The organism is Hymenobacter negativus (assembly GCF_017571495.1).
In the GTDB taxonomy this organism is placed as follows: domain Bacteria; phylum Bacteroidota; class Bacteroidia; order Cytophagales; family Hymenobacteraceae; genus Hymenobacter; species Hymenobacter negativus.
The window spans coordinates 98,244-114,023 of sequence record NZ_JAGETZ010000007.1 but is presented as its reverse complement, the minus strand read 5'-3'; the positions used below and the strand labels follow the sequence as shown (position 1 = coordinate 114,023).

Genomic DNA, 15,780 nt, shown 5'->3' with positions numbered 1-15,780 from the left:
TGGCGGTGCGTTTTTGCGTAAGGTAAAATAGGCTATTGGGTTATTTCATCGAACAAGCTGGCGCCGTTGTTGCCGCGCAGATGGTTGGGCAGCAGGCGACCCAAGTGCTGGTACGCAGCCTCCGTCGCCTCCCGGCCGCGTGAGGTGCGCTTGATGTAGCCTTCCTGAATCAGGAAGGGTTCGTACACTTCCTCAATGGTTTCGCCTTCCTCGCCGCAGGCCGTGGCAATGGTGCTGATACCCACCGGACCACCTTTGAACTTGTCGATGATGGTGGTAAGAATCCGCTTATCCATATCGTCCAAGCCACGGGCGTCCACGTCGAGGGCATTAAGCGCAAACTGGGCGATTTCAACTGTAATGGTGCCGTCGCCCTTGATTTGGGCAAAATCACGGGTGCGGCGCAACAGGTTGTTGGCAATGCGGGGCGTACCGCGCGAGCGCCGGGCAATCTCATAGGCTGCATCTTCGTGGATGGGCGTACCCAGAATCTCGGCCGAGCGCTGCACAATGGTAGTCAGCAGCTTGGAGTCGTAGTATTCGAGGCGGGCCGAGATGCCGAAGCGCGCTCGCAACGGAGCCGTGAGCATGCCCGAGCGCGTGGTAGCGCCTACTAGCGTAAAGGGCGACAGCGAAATCTGCACTGAGCGGGCATTAGGACCCGAATCGAGCATGATGTCGATGCGGTAATCCTCCATTGCCGAGTACAGGTACTCTTCCACCACCGGATTCAGGCGATGGATTTCGTCAATGAATAGCACATCGTGCGGCTCCAAGTTGGTGAGCAGGCCAGCGAGGTCGGAGGGCTTGTCGAGCACCGGGCCGCTGGTCATTTTGATGCCCGAACCCAGCTCGTTGGCGATGATGTGGGAGAGGGTGGTTTTGCCCAGGCCAGGAGGACCGTGCAGCAAGACGTGGTCGAGGGCATCGCCGCGCATTTTGGCGGCGGCTACGAAGACTTTCAGGTTCTCCAGAATCTTGTCCTGGCCAGTAAAATCATCGAAGCTGAGCGGCCGAAGGGCTTTATCAATGTCCTTGTCGGTGGCATCGAACCCTTCGGTGCCGCCAGAGAGAAAGGCTTCTCGCATAACGATAGTTGCTAAAATTATTGGTCGGCGCTTGCTAAGCTAATGAGTAACCATTCCGCTGGCAAAAAAGCTCCTTTGGAAGGAAGAATTTGCCCGTTATGCCGGGCGCAGCCGAGGCACGACGTTTGGCTACTCGTGCAGCAGCACTTCGATGTCGAGGTGCAGCCAGTCGGTTTCCCAGGATTTGTGGTTGAGGCGGGCAGAGAGGTGCTTGCCGGCGTCGAGCAGGCGCGCGACGGTTTCGTTGCGGCCCTCGGGCAGGTAGCCGAGCCAGACGTTGGAGGGGTCGGTGGCGGGGGCGGTGTGCACCTGCACGGCCCAGTCGTCGTAATGGTTATCGGCCTCGCGGGTGAGCAGCAGGGCCTGGCCTACTTTCAGCTTCGGCTCGTACTTCTCCAGGTTGGGGCGATGCGAGGTGCCAGCCACGAGGCATTCGAGCAGCACCAGGGGTTCGGACTCGGGAACGATTTTCATCATGGGGGCCAAATTACGGCATGAGCGGGTTTGAGTGGGACTTACCGCCTCTTTCAAATGCTGCGTAAACCAATATTTTCCCCCAATTTACCACTGCCATCGTGCGTGGCACTTTCTGGCTATCCCTCTTATGGCGGATTTTGATGACGATGCGAACCTGGATTCCTCTTCCGAGGAAGACAATGCCGCAGAACAGGCAGCGCAGTTTGAAGCTGAATTAGCCCGGCAGGTGTCGCAGCTGCCACCCGAGCTCTACGAAACCATGAAGCCGCTGCTGCTGCTGGGCAGCGTAGCCAACCACATGCTGCTGGGCCACTCCGAAGACCCTGTGCCCCAGGCGCTGAAGGAACTATTGGAATACGACCTTGACGCCCTGCAAACCGTGACGGCAGCCGTCGACACGCCCACGCTGGGCCGGGTGATGGCCGCCCACACCCTGGAGCTGTTCGATTTTATTGTGATTGGCCGGCTGGTGTTCGAAAGCTCCCTGGATGAGCCACTGCGCGCCTACCTCATGCGCCACAGCGCAGCCGAAGATGCTTTTACCGGGCCCCGCGACTACTTGCTGACCTTTGGCGAGTCGCTGCTGGAAAACATCACCCACTACCTGACCGGCGCCAACCCCGACATGCACGAGGAGTTGCACATGCGGCGCCTGCAAACCGAGAGCATCTTCGCCCGCCTCGACGATACGCTGCGGCCCTTCTACCCCACCGGCCAGTCGCCGGACGAGCTGGCGGCCGCTGCCCTCGATGCCGCCGATGAAGCCGAAGACCAGCAGGAAGCCGCCGTGCACGTAACCTTCAACGAAGGCCAGCGCGTGACCTTGGGCACAGCCCTGCGCCTGCCCTACATCCTGGCCGAGCTGGGTGAAACACCTTTTGCCCGGGCCCTGGCTGGCGTGGCCCGGCTCCGTAAGAAAGCCCTGGAACGGCTGGCTGCCCGCCTAGCCAGCAGTGTTGCGGAGGAGCCGTTCGGCCTCACCTGGTCGGAGCTGCTGCGCATGTACCAGGCGGCGCAGGTGTGCGCCCTCAGCGCCGTGACCGACGTGCTGGCCACTGGCAGCCTGGAGGACATGATGTACAGCTCGGCAGCAGCGGAAGAGCAAACACTGGAAGAAGCCGCCGCCTTTGCCCATCATGCCCGCGAAGTCATCACCATCATGATGGCCGGCTTTGTGGAAGTAGTGGAAGTAAATCACCCCGACAACGAGGAAGTAGCGGAAGCCAAAGCGGAGATATCCCGGCTGGCCGAGCTGCTGGCGGAGTAGGCCTTACAACCTGGTACCTGATGATTCTAAGACTGGGCGGTACTAATGATTTTCACCAAATACCACTGGTCGTTGTGCCGTCGCATGACCACCGTAAAGTATTCGGCGCAGAGAAAACCGCACCGATAGCTGATTTGAAGGATAGCTACTTGGCCATTTTTTGAAAAGAATGGCAAACTCACGCCATAAATGGAGTGCCCATACCGCTGGATAGTCCACCGCTGAAAGTCGACGTATCGCTCACGCATCGCCAAGAGCGAATCAACTGGCACTAAGGTGCAGCCTGGTAGCCGAGCCGCCTCCAGCCGAAAATCGTGTGATTGTTGCCTTTGCAACAGAATGAAACTGGTATCGGCAGCGGTGAGCACGCCCGCTTGATACAGCTTGGTAAGTTCGCCAGGCAGCAACTCAGGCCCGCAATTGTACCCTCTTCCTTGGCAATCGAACATCACCCGACCATACCTAAACGGTGCAATACCATCTCCCTGCTCCCACCGGATAACGGGGTGCCGAGCCAGGTAACCAACCAAGTGATAAATGCTTGTATCTGGTACCACCAGATGGGCCCTGGCGACGCCCCAAACATACCGATGCTTTATCGTTGCCTCTGGAAGCGGGTCTGATTGGCAGCCAGCTACCAGACTGGCCCACAGATAAAACAGCCAGCAGAACGTTCTATTCATTTCGTTATCATGGTAGCGCCAGCCAAGACCTCTTGGGTTCTATGCTGTAAAACTGGTTGAGTGCTGTTTTAATTGTTACGTTGCGCTAGTCCATCCCCAAATCATTGGCAAAGCTGCTACTGAGCCGTATTTTCGGCACATCCACCCCGCACTTGTCGCTGGTGGGGCCAATGACAACCTGCTCCACCTCGTGCTAGCTACAGTATGGCGGGCGAAGCAGATTCTCGTAGTTGCAGGCTGCGGTCCAAACTACAAACTACCCCACCCACGGCACAGCCAACTCGACGGGAGCCACGCCCCTGCTCACTGTGCTCGACGCGCTGGGCCGGGTGCGCCTCACCGCCACGGCCGATGCCACCGGCACCGCCCGGCTGGTCCTGCCCGAGGAACTGCCTGCCGGCGTGTACTTGGTGCGTAGCAGCGAGCAGGTGCGCCAGCTGGTGGTAGAGTAAGCTCTTCGTACTGACGGCATCCCCGCTTCACTGAGGGTCATTAATTATTTTTCAAAGGACCCTCAATGACTACTGAGGGTCCTTTGAAAAATAATTAATGACCCTCAATGGCGTTACATCTCCTACAAATAACTGTTTGTATGCACCGCCCCACCTCCTATTCCTCTACCCTGGCCGCCGAAGTGCGGCAGCGCTTCACGCTCACGCAACTGGAGTTGGGCGACTACCTGGGCGTGACTGCCGAGCAGGTGGCGCACGTTGAAGCAGGCCGGCATAGCTTCTCGGCAGCCTCTAACGAACGGCTCTAACGGTTAGCCCAGCTACCCAGCCCTGCCGTCCCGGCAGGGCTGCCCCCATCAGGACCATTGCCGACCCAGCCCCTGGCGGAGCATGAAGTTGCGGCCCTTACCAAGCGCCTGCGCCGCTGCCGCCATCTAGCCGATAGCCTGCGCTTCGAGCAGGAAACCTGGGCTATACAAGACGCCACTCTGGTACGGCGGTGGCAGGCACTGGCTGCTCTAGGCCAAGCCCTGGCCGCCGCCCTGCCGCCCACCGTCGTGCTGCCCATCTCTGATGAGCTCTGGCTAAAGCACCTTCAAGGAATGACCAACCATGCCGCCCGCCGGCGCCCCAGCTTAGCTGCCCGCGCCCTACTGGCCCTGCGCCTGCGCCACTACGAGGAAGAAGCAGACGCACTTTCCGCGCTGTTGGGGCCAGACATGCGGTAAGGAGGTGGATGTTAAGCCAGGTAGAGAATGATGGCCTGTTGCTGACGGGTGGCACAGCCCAGAAAAGCCCGCAACTCGCTCGCAGCCTCTTCCAGAAATTCGAGATTTTCGCTGGTTTCTGCTTCCCGGTCCCAAATTTCAGGATATATCTTCAGCTTGGTCATCGCCGGGCCATTATAGCGGCGTTGGATTTCGGCCACTGTCAGTGCATCTACAACCGTGCGAAATGCAGCTACCTGGGCCGGCATCAGGATGCGGGCCGGGCCGTAGCCGTACACGTCGTGCTCCTCCTCATCACCGACTTGCGCGCCACCGGCCAGCAGGTAGCAGGTAGGTTCCGGCCCGCCCCAGTCCGTGCCAGTGAGCAGGTAGTGCAGACCGTGCCAAGCTTTGTCGAGGTTCAGGTCCTCGCCCTGGGCTTCCTTGGGCAGGCGACCCGAGTCGGCTTTGTCTACGTAGTGTAACACCTGGTCTGGGTCGGCCAGCAGCTTGCCAGCGTAGTCAAGAGTAATTTGACGGAGTTCGCAGTACATGCCCATGCGTGAGCAGAATTAAAGAAGAAAGCGAATAATTGGATGTCGGCGAAGTGCCTTTACCCAGGGCAAAGTACATTGTGGTCCCATCCAATACGCTCCTTTTCTCCTCGTTCTATGAAAAAAGTATTTCTCTCCGCCGCGCTAGCCCTAGCCGTAGCCGGCTCGTGGGCATTCTATCCCAACGCCGCGCCCGCACCCACGGGCTACCTGATGGTGGTGGGCAGCGGCCGGCCGGGCAATGAGTCCTACGTGCCCGAGGTCATTACCATTCTGCCCGACGGCAAGCAGCAGGTACAACGCCTGACCAATGTTAAAATCGGCACCGACCGCACCAGCACCGATGTGGCCGTGGCCCTGCATCACGCCGAAGTGCTGCAGGTGAATGCCCTAGCGGCCAAAGGCTGGCGCTTGGTGAGCGTGGCCCAAAGCACCGTAGGCGTGGGTGCCACCACCGAAACCGTATACATGATGGAGCGGCGCTAGGAATTTTGGGTCAAAGAAAAACGGCCGCCTCATTGCTGGGGCGGCCGTTTTCAACGCTTATTTCGAGACCGTGCAATCCTATTCAGCAGCCAGGCAACGACACCGGCTCCAAGCCAGGCCAGAGGCAGCAAAAAGAAACCAACGGAACAGAGACCACCGTCGCAACTCCCTTTGAAGGATTCACTAAGTATCAGCCACGACGTCAGCACGCAAAGCACCAACCACAGCAGCCAGTAGCTCCCATCCGCGCGACGGCCTCCCTCAGAAGCAGCAGACGTGCTATCTGGAAAGACTACCGGCGGCGGGCCGACCGAAACGGTGAAGTTGGCCGACCCACCAATTTTTATAATTAGCAGGATAAACCCTACCACCAGCAGCAACACCAGAAAATAGCCCAGGGTATCCATGGTGTGGCCGCTTACCTCATCAGGCTACAAGTATCAGACCTTATTTAAAGGCCTGAATGCCGGTAATGTCGGCGCCGGTGATGAGCAGGTGAATGTCGTGGGTGCCTTCGTAGGTAATTACCGACTCCAGGTTCATCATGTGGCGCATGATGGGGTACTCGCCGGTGATGCCCATGCCGCCGTGGATTTGGCGGGCTTCGCGGGCTACGTGCAGGGCCATTTCAACGCTGTTGCGCTTGGCCATGCTGATTTGCGCGCTGGTGGCTTTGCCTTCGTTTTTGAGCACACCCAGGCGCCAGGCCATGAGCTGGGCTTTAGTGATTTCGGTAATCATCTCGGCCAGTTTCTTCTGCTGGAGCTGGAAGCCGCCGATGGGTTGGCCGAACTGCTCGCGCTGGAGCGAATACTTCAGGGCCGACTCGTAGCAGTCGATGGCCGCGCCGATGGCGCCCCAAGCAATGCCGAAGCGGGCCGAATCGAGGCAGCTAAGCGGGCCTTTGAGGCCGTCCACATTGGGCAGGATGTTTTCCTTGGGAATTTTTACGTCCTCAAACACCAGCTCGCCGGTGGTGCTGGCGCGCAGGCTCCACTTGTTGTGGATTTCGGGGGTGCTGAAGCCTTCCATGCCGCGCTCCACGATGACGCCTTTGATGCGGCCATGCTCGTTTTTGGCCCACACCACGGCCACCTGGCACTCCGGCGAGTTCGAAATCCAGAGCTTGGCACCGTTCAGCAGGTAGTGGTCGCCCATGTCCTTGAGGTTGGTGGTCATGCCGCCGGGGTTCGAGCCGTGGTCGGGCTCGGTGAGGCCGAAGCAGCCCAGCCATTCGCCGCTGGCCAGCTTGGGCAGGTACTTGCGGCGCTGCTCCTCGGAGCCGTATTGGTAAATCGGAAACATCACCAAAGAGCCCTGCACCGAGGCGGTGGAGCGCATGCCGGAGTCGCCGCGCTCAATTTCCTGCATGATGAGACCGTAGCTGATGTAGTCCAGGCCACCACCGCCGTATTCCTGCGGAATGGTGGGACCAAAGGCGCCCACATCGCCGAACTTCCGCACGATTTCACTCGGGAAGTGCGCGTCCTGCGCCCATTTCTCGATGTTGGGGCTGATTTCCTTCTTCACGAAGTCGCGGATGGACTGGCGAATGAGCAGATGCTCCTCGGTCAGCAGGCCGTCGAGGTCGAAATAATCGGTGAAGCCGTTGGCGTTGGTGCTGCCTTTCTGGGCAGTGTGGGCTTTGGCCTGGGGGGAGAGAACGTCAGCTTCCGAAGACATGGGGCGGGGATTGGGTGGTGAGGTGGGAGTTTGAGGCAAAGATAACAGGCTGGGCCAAGGTGCGGTTCGCAGGTGGCAGCGCCAGCCAACATTGCCTGCTTTTAAGAAGTAAACACCAGAAATTCATTTCTTGCGGCCCGCTTCAGGCGCTTCGTCGTATTGCCTCCTACTCACACGCCCTTCTCCATGCCCAACCCCATACCCGCCCACCACGCCAAGAAGCTAAGCGAGCTGGAGGCCACGGCCATTTGCGGCAACGACATTTCTTCGTCTTGCTTGTACGTGTCGGCACTGGCCATTTCTTACGCCGGGCAATATGCCTGGCTGGCGCTGCTGGTAGTAGGTGCCGTGCTGTTTCTGTTTCGCCGAATCTACGGTGAAGTGGTGGGGGCCCTGCCCCTGAATGGCGGAGCCTACAACGTGCTGCTGAACACCACCAGCAAGCGCAATGCCGCCCTGGCCGCTTCGCTCACCATCCTGTCCTACATGGCCACGGCCGTGCTCTCGGCCAACGAGGCGATGCACTACCTGCACACGCTGTGGCACGGGCTGCCCATCATTCCGGCCACCATGGGGCTGCTGGCGCTGTTTCTAGCACTCACTATCCTGGGTATGTCCGAATCGGCTATTGTGGCGGTTATCATTTTCATTACCCACCTCACGTCGCTCACGCTGCTGGTGGGCGTGGCAGTGTGGTACCTGGCCACCCACGGCCTGCATAATCTGGCGCTCAACTTTCAGTTGCCGGTGAAGGGCGGCAGTATCCTAAATGCGCTGTTTTTTGGGTTTAGCGCGGCCATGCTGGGCATTTCAGGGTTCGAGAGCTCGGCCAACTTCGTGGAGGAGCAGGCCAAGGGTGTATTTCAGAAAACGCTACGCAATATGTGGGTGGTGGTCACGGTCTTCAACCCGCTCATTGCGTTTCTGGCCGTGGCGGTGCTGCCGCTGGTAGAAGTGGGCGAGCACACCGAAACGCTGCTCTCGTACCTGGGCACTGTCACGGGCGGGCCGTGGCTGGGCACGGTCATCTCGGTAAATGCCGTGGCCGTGCTGAGCGGAGCCGTGCTCACCTCCTTTGTGGGCGTAAGCGGCCTGATGAAGCGCATGACCCTGGACCGGATTCTGCCGCAGTTTTTCCTCAAGGAAAATGCCCGGGGCAGCAATTACTTCATCCTGATTGCGTTTTTTCTGCTCTGCATTTCGGTCCTGCTCATCACCAACGGGCAGCTGGGGCCGCTGGCGGGCGTCTACACCATCTCGTTTCTCTCGGTGATGGCCTTTTTTGCCCTCGGCAACTTCCTGCTGAAGGGCAAGCGGCCCAACCTGCCGCGGCCGGTGTATGCGGGCATTCTGACGGTGACGCTGGCCCTGGCCGGCGTGCTGCTGGCCCTGTTCGGCAACGTCAAAATTCACCCCGAATACCTGATTGTGTTCCTCGAATACTTCCTGCCGGCCATGGCGGTGGTGTCCATCATGCTCAACCGCATTGCCATTCTCAAGCTCCTGCTGTCGGCGGCCGAGTCGCTGGTGCTGCACCTGCCACGGGTGGCGCGCCTGGCCCGCCTCAAGATACAACGCCACCTGCGCGAGCTGGCCAAGCAGGAATTCGTGTTTTTCACCAAGGGCGACAACGTATCCAACCTCAACAAGGTGATGACCTACGTGGTGGAAAATGAGTTTACCAACCGCCTGAAAATCGTAACCCTGCTCCAGCCCGGCGAAAAGTACCCCGAAGAGCTGCTGAACGACATCCGGGTCTTGGACCGTGCCTACGAGCAAATCGAAGTAGACTTCGTGACCATGGAAGGCCATTTTGGTCCGGACCTGATTAATGAGCTGTCGGAGCAGTGGAACATCCCCAAAAACTTCATGTTCATCGGCTCGCCCGGCGACCGGTTTCCCTACCAGATTTCGGAGCTGGGCGGCGTCCGCCTGATTATCTGAACCACGGATTTATGCGGATTTGTCGGATTACACGGATTTTGTGAACGGTGCTAATGTCCAAGCAAAAACGATGTGAAAAAGGCCACTCCAAATGAGTGGCCTTTTTGCATGTTGGGCTTTCATAAATCTTCCACAAAATCCGTGTAATCCGACAAATCCGCATGAATCCGTGGTTCAGATAATTAGAATCGCAGATTTAGAGAGGCCAGGAAGTTGGTTTTGGCCTGTGGGTAGAAGTAGTTGAAATACTGGTTTTGCCCCCCGTACACGTAGCCGTAGGTGTAGCCGTTGTTCACGTACTCGGTGGCGAAAACGTTGTTGACCAGCACGGCCAGCTCCACCTCGCGCAGCCCCGCAAACGAGGCAGGGTGCCAGAGGTAGCGCAGGCGCACGTCCTGCACGTAGTAGGGGTTGATGCTGCGACTCGCGGTGCTGGTGTTGTCGAGGTACTGGCGGCTGGCGTAGCGGGCCAGCGCGGCCAGCTTCAGGCCCGCCACCGGCTCGTACTCCACGGTGTAGGACGCGGTGAGGTCGGGCGAGAAGGAAATGTTGGTTTGGGTGAAAGCAGTGGGCTGGTCACCAGTGTATTCGAACTTTTCGTTATAGATGGCCAGGTAGTCGGTATAGTGGTTGATTTTGTTGCGACTGGCCGTGGCAGTACCCGTCAGACTGAGCTGAGGTACGGGCCGGTAAGTCACCTGGGCCTCCACGCCGGTGCGGTAGGAATCGGCCACGTTGGTGTGGATGGCATTTCCTACGTCATCGAGCCGGCCGCTGAGCACGAGCTGGTTGCGGTAGGCCATGTAGTAGTAGTTCAGGCTGGCCTGCACCTTGGCTGAGGCATGGCGCACACCGGCTTCGTAGTTGTAGAGGGTTTCCGAGGTGGGCCGGCGGCTGGCGGGTGTATCGGTATAGTCGGTGCGGGTGGGCTCGCGGCGCGCCACGGCAAAGGACGCATAAGCCTGCAAGCCAGTCGAAACCTGGTAGGTAAGCCCCGCCTTGGGATTCAGGAACTGGAAGTTGATGGCCTGCTGGCTTTTGCCGCTAACGGCATTGCTATCGGGCGCAAACAGTTCGTAGCGCACGGTACGGTACTGCAGGTCGCCGAAGACACCCAGCTTTTCGGTGAGGCTCACATTGGCCCGGGCGTAGACGTTGATGTCCGTTTTGTGGGCGTTGGGCTCGTCGGCGTAGCGGGTGCCGCTTTCGGGAATGTTGAGGCCGCGCTGGGCCCAGGTCAGCTCATCGAAATGCTGGCCCCGGTACCCCACGAAGGCGCCGCCGAGCGTGGCCTCGGTCACGAGGCCGCTGCTGGGCCGCAGCTGCAAGGCATAGGTGGCGCCGTAGAGGTCGGTTTTCAGCCAGCGCCGCCGAATGACGTCGGTGGTCGTGAGTGTATCGAGGCTGCCAACGGCGTTGGGCTGAAAGACGGGCCCGCTGATGCCGTATTTTTCAAACTCCTGGTTCGCCTTGTACTCCTCATAATATCCGCCGCCGCGCGTCCAGAAGGGTGTCACGCTTAGGTTGAGGGTTTTCGAGAGCTGACGCGAAATCAGGAATTGGTAGTAGTCCTGCTGGTAGTTGTCGGTCTGGTTTTTATAGGCCGGCAGGTGCTGGCCAGCGTCGGTGCCGGACTCATTGTAGCGGCGGTTTTTGTGTAGCAGCGAGTCGGCCAGGCCAAACCAGCTTTGGTAGGTGGTCTCGTAGCCGGTGAGGACCAGGGCGCGCAGCAGCGTTTTTTCATCGGAGTAGGTACCGGTCAGGTACAGCGACTTTAGCCGCGACCAGCCGCGGTCCACGTAGCCTTCGCTCTGCACCCGCGAGGCCCGGGCATCTACCGTGAAATGCCCGTTTATCAGCCCCGTACCCGCCATAATGGTCGATTTCCAGGTCCCAAACGAGCCGACCGAGTTGTTTACTTCAGCATAAGCCTTCGGGCGCAGGCCGAGGGTTTCCACGTTCAGGCTGGCCCCGAAAGCGCCCGCGCCGTTGGTGCTGGGCCCGGCCCCGCGCTGCACCTGAATGCTTTGGGTGGAAGAAGCCAAATCGGGCAAGTCGACGAAGAACACGCCGTGGCTTTCAGCCTCGTTCACGGGCACGCCGTTCAGCGTCACGTTGATGCGGGTGCCGTCGGTGCCGCGAATGCGGATGCCGGTGTAGCCCACGCCGGTGCCCGCGTCGGAAGTCGTGACCACGCTCGGCGTCTGGTCGAGCAGGTAGGGAATATCCTGGCCGAAGTTGCGGGCCTGCAGCTGCTCGCGGCTCACGTTTTGGTAGGTGGTGCCGGTTTTGTCGGTGGCGCGGGTGGCCGTCACCACGGCCTCGGGCGTGAGGATGGTGCGCCGCCGGGCGGTATCGGCGGGGACGGGCTGCTGGGCATGGGCCGGCACAGTGGCCAGCCCCAGCAGGGTGGCACCCGCAAGGAATACAGTTTTCAACAGAAGCCTGGGTAAAAATGGAACGCGCGGTTGCCCCAGGGGTCGGAGCAGCAGCGAAAACGTCCGCGGATTGTTTGTTCCCTGCGCCGGCATTACCCGGTTCAGGTTCGATGGGTATCATCTCAGCCAGCATTGCGTACAATGCCAGCACCCCTAAACATGCCGCAAAGGTAGGCCCCAAATGCGCGGGGCGCATTTTTTTATTATTTCACTAGGGAGCAGCGCGGCGGTTTGCTGACTGTCAGTTAATTTAGTGACGTCGGCCGACGCAACGCCAGGCCAGGGGCCTGCGTTCTAAGGTCCGCACCGTTTTAGCCTTTCTTCGCCATGTTCAGCCTAGTCTACGCCGTTGCTTTCTGCGCCTTTTTTCTCTTCGTGCTGGTGATGCCACGGCGCCGGCGTGTGCTGCCCCCACCCCCTCCGCAAGACGGCGACGACGATGGCGGCGAACCCCACGACCCCGGCCTGCCCGACCTGGACCTGCCGCCCGGCATCTCGCGCCCCATCAACGACTGGGAGCCAGAATACAACCGCCGCCGCGTGGAGCTATAAGTTGTTAGTCAGGTACTGCAAATCACGTTTGAACGTCATGCCGAGCGGAGCCGAAACATCGCGCCCGCTTGGCATGACGTTCTTAGTATTGCCGAAATCCCAGACGTAGGCTCAGTCTAAAACAAACGCCATGCGCACGTAGGCAATTGGGCCTTTGTAGAAGATTTCGCCCTCGGGCTGCATGCCAAATCGGGCGTAGAAGCCAGCGCTGTCCTGCCGGGCATCGCACCAAATAACCTGGGCGGCTTGCCGCCGGGCCTCGGCAAAGACATGCTGAAGCAAGGCACTGCCCAGACCCTGCCCCTGGCAGTCGGGCCGGGTGGCAAACTTGCGAAAGCGGGCTTCCGCACCATCCACGAATAGGGAAATGACGGCCACCAGCTCATCGTGCCGAAAAATGCCGAAGTGCTGGCCGGCGGCATCATTTTCAACTTTCACGTAGGCCAGTGGCTTATCGGGCCACAGTACCTGGTGGCGCAGGGCATAAGTTGCCTCGGCCGGAATGGGCCGGATTTCGGGAGCGGTGGGCACTGAGGTAAATGGGCTGAGGGCTGGTTCAAAAGGTGTCACGCGCTGGATAGCCTCATGCTGGCTGCATGATGTGCTATAGGCTATTCTGGAATCCGGCCCTACCCTACCTCAATGGTATAGGCTGCCGTGAATACCTGACCGGGCTCCAGCGTCAGGATGCCTTCTTTCTCGCTTAGCTCGCCGGGGCGGCCGTCGGGGCTAGCTACGCCGTACCAGGGCTCGACGCAGACGAAACCCGCACCGGGACCTTTGGTCCAGAGGCCGAGGTAGGGAAAGCCATCGAACTGAAAGCGCACGAAACGCTCCGACTTGCGCGAGCGCAGCACCAAGCGGTTGAAATCGTAGTGCTTGAACACCAAGGCATCGTCGGAAAACAAGGAGTAGCTGAGCGGCAGCTCCCGCTCCTCGTTTAGCACCGGCGCGGTCTGGCCCGTGAGCAGGCCGCCTTTCAGCAAGTGGCGTTCCAGGGTAACGGGGTGGTCGAACTCAAAATAATAGTCCTCAAAGGCCTCGCCGGGCAGCAGGGGGCAGCGCACGGCCGGGTGTGCCCCAATGCTGAAGAGCAACGGCTGGTCGGTGGCGGGGTTGCGCACGTCCCAGCGCACGGTGAGTTGGGCCTCGCGCAGGGTGTAAGTGATGGTGAGCTCAAAAGCGAAGGGGAAAACGGCGCGGGTGGTTTCGTCGTGGTGCAGCTGGAATACCAGCTCGGCAGGACTCTGGTGCAGCACGGCAAATTCCTGGTCGCGGGCGAAACCGTGCTGCGGCAGCTTGTAGGCGCGGCCAGCGTAGGAATAGGCATCGTCGGGCAGGCGGCCCACCAAGGGGAACAGCACCGGCGCGTGCCGGGCCCACACAGCAGGGTCGGCGGCCCAAATGTATTCGAGGCCGTTGTCGGGGGTGCGCAGGCTGGTGAGCTCGGCACCGTGGGCAGAGAAGGTGGCGTGGCAGGCCGGCGTGGTCAGGGTGTAGTGCATGGGGCGGTACGGCAAAAAATTCTCGGCAAAAATGGACTGCGAAGTGGTCGGCCGCAGCAGCTCATCAACCAGAAAGCAGGCTTGCTCGAAACGGCGCTCACCGGAGCCCACTATCTCGGCAAAGTTGGACATGCGCTCGCTTAGCTCGCGCCGGTAGAGGTCGTAGAATTGCTGACGCAGGTGCGGGTGCTCGCGCAGCGGGTCGGGCACCCAGGGTAAGTCTACGCCCATGAGCAGCACAAGGTCGTACTGCTGCTCGTCGATGCACTGCATTATCCACTCGGGGCAGGTGCCGAAGGAATGCTCGAACCAGATTTTAATGACCAGCAAGTCGCTGTCGCAGAACACAACGCGGTGGCCAGCTGCCGCGGCAGCAGCTTCGGCCATTAGCTGGCCCCGGGCTATTTCTTCGAGGTCTTCGGCCGTGTAGTGCGGGCCGGAACGGGCGAGGTATTCGCGGGCATACTCGGGGGCAAACGAGGTGCCGTAGTGCGCCGCCAGCTGAGCAGCCAACGTCGATTTGCCCGTAGATTCGGGGCCGGTGAGGGAAACGCGCAGCAACTTTGGGGTGGAGGGGGAAAGGCGTAAATACAGGGGAAAGGGCAACGCTGGGAGTCATTATCTGGAGGAGTAATGCGGGTGCCTCCCGGCGTGGTGGATTCAACAGCAAGAGTGGACGGCCGCTAGCTAACGGCTATCCAGGAAGGAGGAGCAGGGTATTTAGAAAGCAAACTTAGAAGTGCGACGCGAGGCATAAGAGCTGTTTTTAGGCTAGCACCGTCTTTTCTCGTGTCCTGTACCTGGGCAAAATCAACTTCACATTTCATCTTCAACAAGCGCTTATTAGGTCATTTCAGTGGCCGGGGGCAGCACAGAAGCAGACAGTTTCTGCTCGCGCCGCCATTGCCAGTAGCCGTAGGCAGCCAACCCCAGGTAGAGCGCATACAGCGCGCTGGTGGGATAAAGCGCTTTGTACCAGAGCACGGGCACGTAAATGATGTCGACTAAAATCCAGAGCAGCCAGTTTTCGAGGCGCTTGCGGGTGAGCAGGTATTGGGCCACGATACTGCCGGCCGTGGTAAAGCTGTCTAGGTAGGGAAAGGTCGCATCGGTGTGGTAGCGCAGGTAGTAGCCGAAACCCAGCGTGTAAGCCAGGGCAAAAACAGCCGAGCCCAGCCATTCGCGGCGAGTGGTGTGCGACACGCCCAATTCGGTTTTGCCACGGCCGCCATACAGCCATTCGTACCAGCCGTACAGGCTGAGGGCAATGAACAGGAATTGCAGGTTGCGGTCGGAGTACAGCTGCGCCCGGTGGTAGATAACAACGTAGAGCGCGCAGCTTACCAGGGCCACGGGGAAGTTCCAGAGCGACTCGCGCGCAGCCAGCCATACGCAGGCGAAACCCGTGACCACAGCCACCCATTCGAGCAGGGTAGTGGTGCGCGCAAACTGCGCAAATGCCGAAGAAATATCGAGCAACAACAATGCAAACACGCGGGCCCGGTGTAAGTAGAAGCCGAAAGGTAGGGCCCAGACGGCCTATTTTTGCTACTTCATCTTGCCATCATCATGCAAAGCACTCCTCTAGAAATCAGCCCCGCCGACCTGAACCGCCGCCTGCAAGCCGGCGACGACCTCCAGCTGGTGGACGTGCGCGAGGACATGGAATTCGAGTATTGCCACCTGCCCAACAGCCAGTTGGTGCCCCTGAGCGAGCTGACGCGCCGCACCGCCGAAATCCGCTCCGAAGGCCCGGTGGTGCTCATCTGCCACCACGGTGTGCGCTCCATGCAAGCCCTGGCCTACCTGCAGCAGCGCCTAGGCTACCAGAACCTGCTCAGCCTGCGCGGCGGCGTAGACGCTTGGGCTGAACAGGTCGACCCGACGTTTCCCACGTACTAGTAGTTAGCAGGGCGCAAATAGGCAGCAAGCAGTGAGCAATTA

General features: G+C 59.8%; 18 protein-coding genes and 1 riboswitch. Of the genes, 8 read left to right on the top strand and 10 right to left on the bottom strand.

The window, feature by feature from the left end; all coding sequences use genetic code 11:
* Nucleotides 1-32: 32 nt before the first annotated feature.
* Nucleotides 33-1,088 carry a Holliday junction branch migration DNA helicase RuvB gene (gene ruvB, locus J4E00_RS15840; RefSeq protein WP_208176158.1) on the bottom strand — a complete coding sequence of 352 codons (1,056 nt, stop codon included), beginning with the start codon at nucleotides 1,086-1,088 and terminating at the stop codon, nucleotides 33-35.
* A gap of 129 nt (nucleotides 1,089-1,217) precedes the next feature.
* Nucleotides 1,218-1,565 (bottom strand): HIRAN domain-containing protein, encoded by a 348-nt coding sequence (locus tag J4E00_RS15835; protein WP_208176157.1) that lies wholly within the window; start codon nucleotides 1,563-1,565, stop codon nucleotides 1,218-1,220.
* 127 nt (nucleotides 1,566-1,692) lie between these two features.
* Here J4E00_RS15835 and J4E00_RS15830 point away from each other — a divergent pair, with 127 nt between their 5' ends.
* Entirely contained in the window at nucleotides 1,693-2,832 is a 1,140-nt protein-coding gene (locus J4E00_RS15830; protein WP_208176156.1) for a hypothetical protein, read from the top strand.
* 26 nt (nucleotides 2,833-2,858) lie between these two features.
* Here J4E00_RS15830 and J4E00_RS15825 read toward each other — a convergent pair whose 3' ends face one another.
* Nucleotides 2,859-3,515: a hypothetical protein gene (locus J4E00_RS15825; RefSeq protein WP_208176155.1), complete on the bottom strand. Its 657-nt coding sequence runs from the start codon at nucleotides 3,513-3,515 to the stop codon at nucleotides 2,859-2,861.
* A 230-nt stretch (nucleotides 3,516-3,745) separates the two neighbouring features.
* On the opposite strand from J4E00_RS15825, the gene J4E00_RS15820 reads away from it, so the two are divergent.
* The 3 genes from J4E00_RS15820 to J4E00_RS15810 all read left to right on the top strand — a co-directional run bounded on the left by J4E00_RS15820 (nucleotide 3,746) and on the right by J4E00_RS15810 (nucleotide 4,695).
* On the top strand, nucleotides 3,746-3,967 hold the full coding sequence (locus tag J4E00_RS15820) for a hypothetical protein (protein ID WP_208176154.1): 222 nt from the start codon (nucleotides 3,746-3,748) through the stop codon (nucleotides 3,965-3,967).
* A gap of 140 nt (nucleotides 3,968-4,107) precedes the next feature.
* Nucleotides 4,108-4,275, top strand: a complete 168-nt coding sequence (locus tag J4E00_RS15815) for a helix-turn-helix domain-containing protein (RefSeq protein ID WP_208176153.1) — start codon at nucleotides 4,108-4,110, stop codon at nucleotides 4,273-4,275.
* A 57-nt stretch (nucleotides 4,276-4,332) separates the two neighbouring features.
* The gene (locus J4E00_RS15810; RefSeq protein ID WP_208176152.1) at nucleotides 4,333-4,695 is read left to right on the top strand and encodes a hypothetical protein; all 363 of its coding nucleotides are present in this window, start codon (nucleotides 4,333-4,335) and stop codon (nucleotides 4,693-4,695) included.
* A gap of 11 nt (nucleotides 4,696-4,706) precedes the next feature.
* On the opposite strand, the gene J4E00_RS15805 is transcribed toward J4E00_RS15810, so the two are convergent.
* On the bottom strand, nucleotides 4,707-5,234 hold the full coding sequence (locus J4E00_RS15805) for a YfbM family protein (protein WP_208176151.1): 528 nt from the start codon (nucleotides 5,232-5,234) through the stop codon (nucleotides 4,707-4,709).
* Nucleotides 5,235-5,345: 111 nt separating this feature from the next.
* On the opposite strand from J4E00_RS15805, the gene J4E00_RS15800 reads away from it, so the two are divergent.
* On the top strand, nucleotides 5,346-5,714 hold the full coding sequence (locus tag J4E00_RS15800; RefSeq protein ID WP_208176150.1) for a DUF4177 domain-containing protein: 369 nt from the start codon (nucleotides 5,346-5,348) through the stop codon (nucleotides 5,712-5,714).
* 50 nt (nucleotides 5,715-5,764) lie between these two features.
* On the opposite strand, the gene J4E00_RS15795 is transcribed toward J4E00_RS15800, so the two are convergent.
* Complete coding sequence (locus J4E00_RS15795) at nucleotides 5,765-6,121, bottom strand: hypothetical protein (protein WP_208176149.1); 357 nt, start codon at nucleotides 6,119-6,121, stop codon at nucleotides 5,765-5,767.
* 40 nt (nucleotides 6,122-6,161) lie between these two features.
* Nucleotides 6,162-7,397, bottom strand: coding sequence for an acyl-CoA dehydrogenase family protein (locus J4E00_RS15790; RefSeq protein WP_236049835.1), 1,236 nt, complete (start codon nucleotides 7,395-7,397; stop codon nucleotides 6,162-6,164).
* 186 nt (nucleotides 7,398-7,583) lie between these two features.
* Between J4E00_RS15790 and J4E00_RS15785 the strand changes: the two genes are divergently transcribed.
* Nucleotides 7,584-9,341 carry an APC family permease gene (locus J4E00_RS15785; protein ID WP_208176148.1) on the top strand — a complete coding sequence of 586 codons (1,758 nt, stop codon included), beginning with the start codon at nucleotides 7,584-7,586 and terminating at the stop codon, nucleotides 9,339-9,341.
* Between the two features lie 182 nt (nucleotides 9,342-9,523).
* On the opposite strand, the gene J4E00_RS15780 is transcribed toward J4E00_RS15785, so the two are convergent.
* Nucleotides 9,524-11,779, bottom strand: a complete 2,256-nt coding sequence (locus J4E00_RS15780) for a TonB-dependent receptor (RefSeq protein ID WP_208176147.1) — start codon at nucleotides 11,777-11,779, stop codon at nucleotides 9,524-9,526.
* 59 nt (nucleotides 11,780-11,838) lie between these two features.
* Nucleotides 11,839-11,944: riboswitch (TPP riboswitch) on the bottom strand.
* A gap of 162 nt (nucleotides 11,945-12,106) precedes the next feature.
* Here J4E00_RS15780 and J4E00_RS15775 point away from each other — a divergent pair.
* A complete protein-coding gene (locus J4E00_RS15775; protein WP_208176146.1) occupies nucleotides 12,107-12,331 on the top strand; it encodes a hypothetical protein in 225 nt (74 codons plus the stop codon).
* A 111-nt stretch (nucleotides 12,332-12,442) separates the two neighbouring features.
* On the opposite strand, the gene J4E00_RS15770 is transcribed toward J4E00_RS15775, so the two are convergent.
* From J4E00_RS15770 to pnuC, 3 genes are all read right to left on the bottom strand, one after another.
* Nucleotides 12,443-12,862 (bottom strand): GNAT family N-acetyltransferase, encoded by a 420-nt coding sequence (locus tag J4E00_RS15770; RefSeq protein WP_208176145.1) that lies wholly within the window; start codon nucleotides 12,860-12,862, stop codon nucleotides 12,443-12,445.
* A 98-nt stretch (nucleotides 12,863-12,960) separates the two neighbouring features.
* Complete coding sequence (locus tag J4E00_RS15765; protein ID WP_208176144.1) at nucleotides 12,961-14,397, bottom strand: AAA family ATPase; 1,437 nt, start codon at nucleotides 14,395-14,397, stop codon at nucleotides 12,961-12,963.
* A 282-nt stretch (nucleotides 14,398-14,679) separates the two neighbouring features.
* Nucleotides 14,680-15,330: a nicotinamide riboside transporter PnuC gene (pnuC, locus tag J4E00_RS15760; RefSeq protein ID WP_208176143.1), complete on the bottom strand. Its 651-nt coding sequence runs from the start codon at nucleotides 15,328-15,330 to the stop codon at nucleotides 14,680-14,682.
* Between the two features lie 75 nt (nucleotides 15,331-15,405).
* Here pnuC and J4E00_RS15755 point away from each other — a divergent pair, with 75 nt between their 5' ends.
* Complete coding sequence (locus J4E00_RS15755; RefSeq protein ID WP_208176142.1) at nucleotides 15,406-15,738, top strand: rhodanese-like domain-containing protein; 333 nt, start codon at nucleotides 15,406-15,408, stop codon at nucleotides 15,736-15,738.
* Nucleotides 15,739-15,780: the final 42 nt, after the last annotated feature.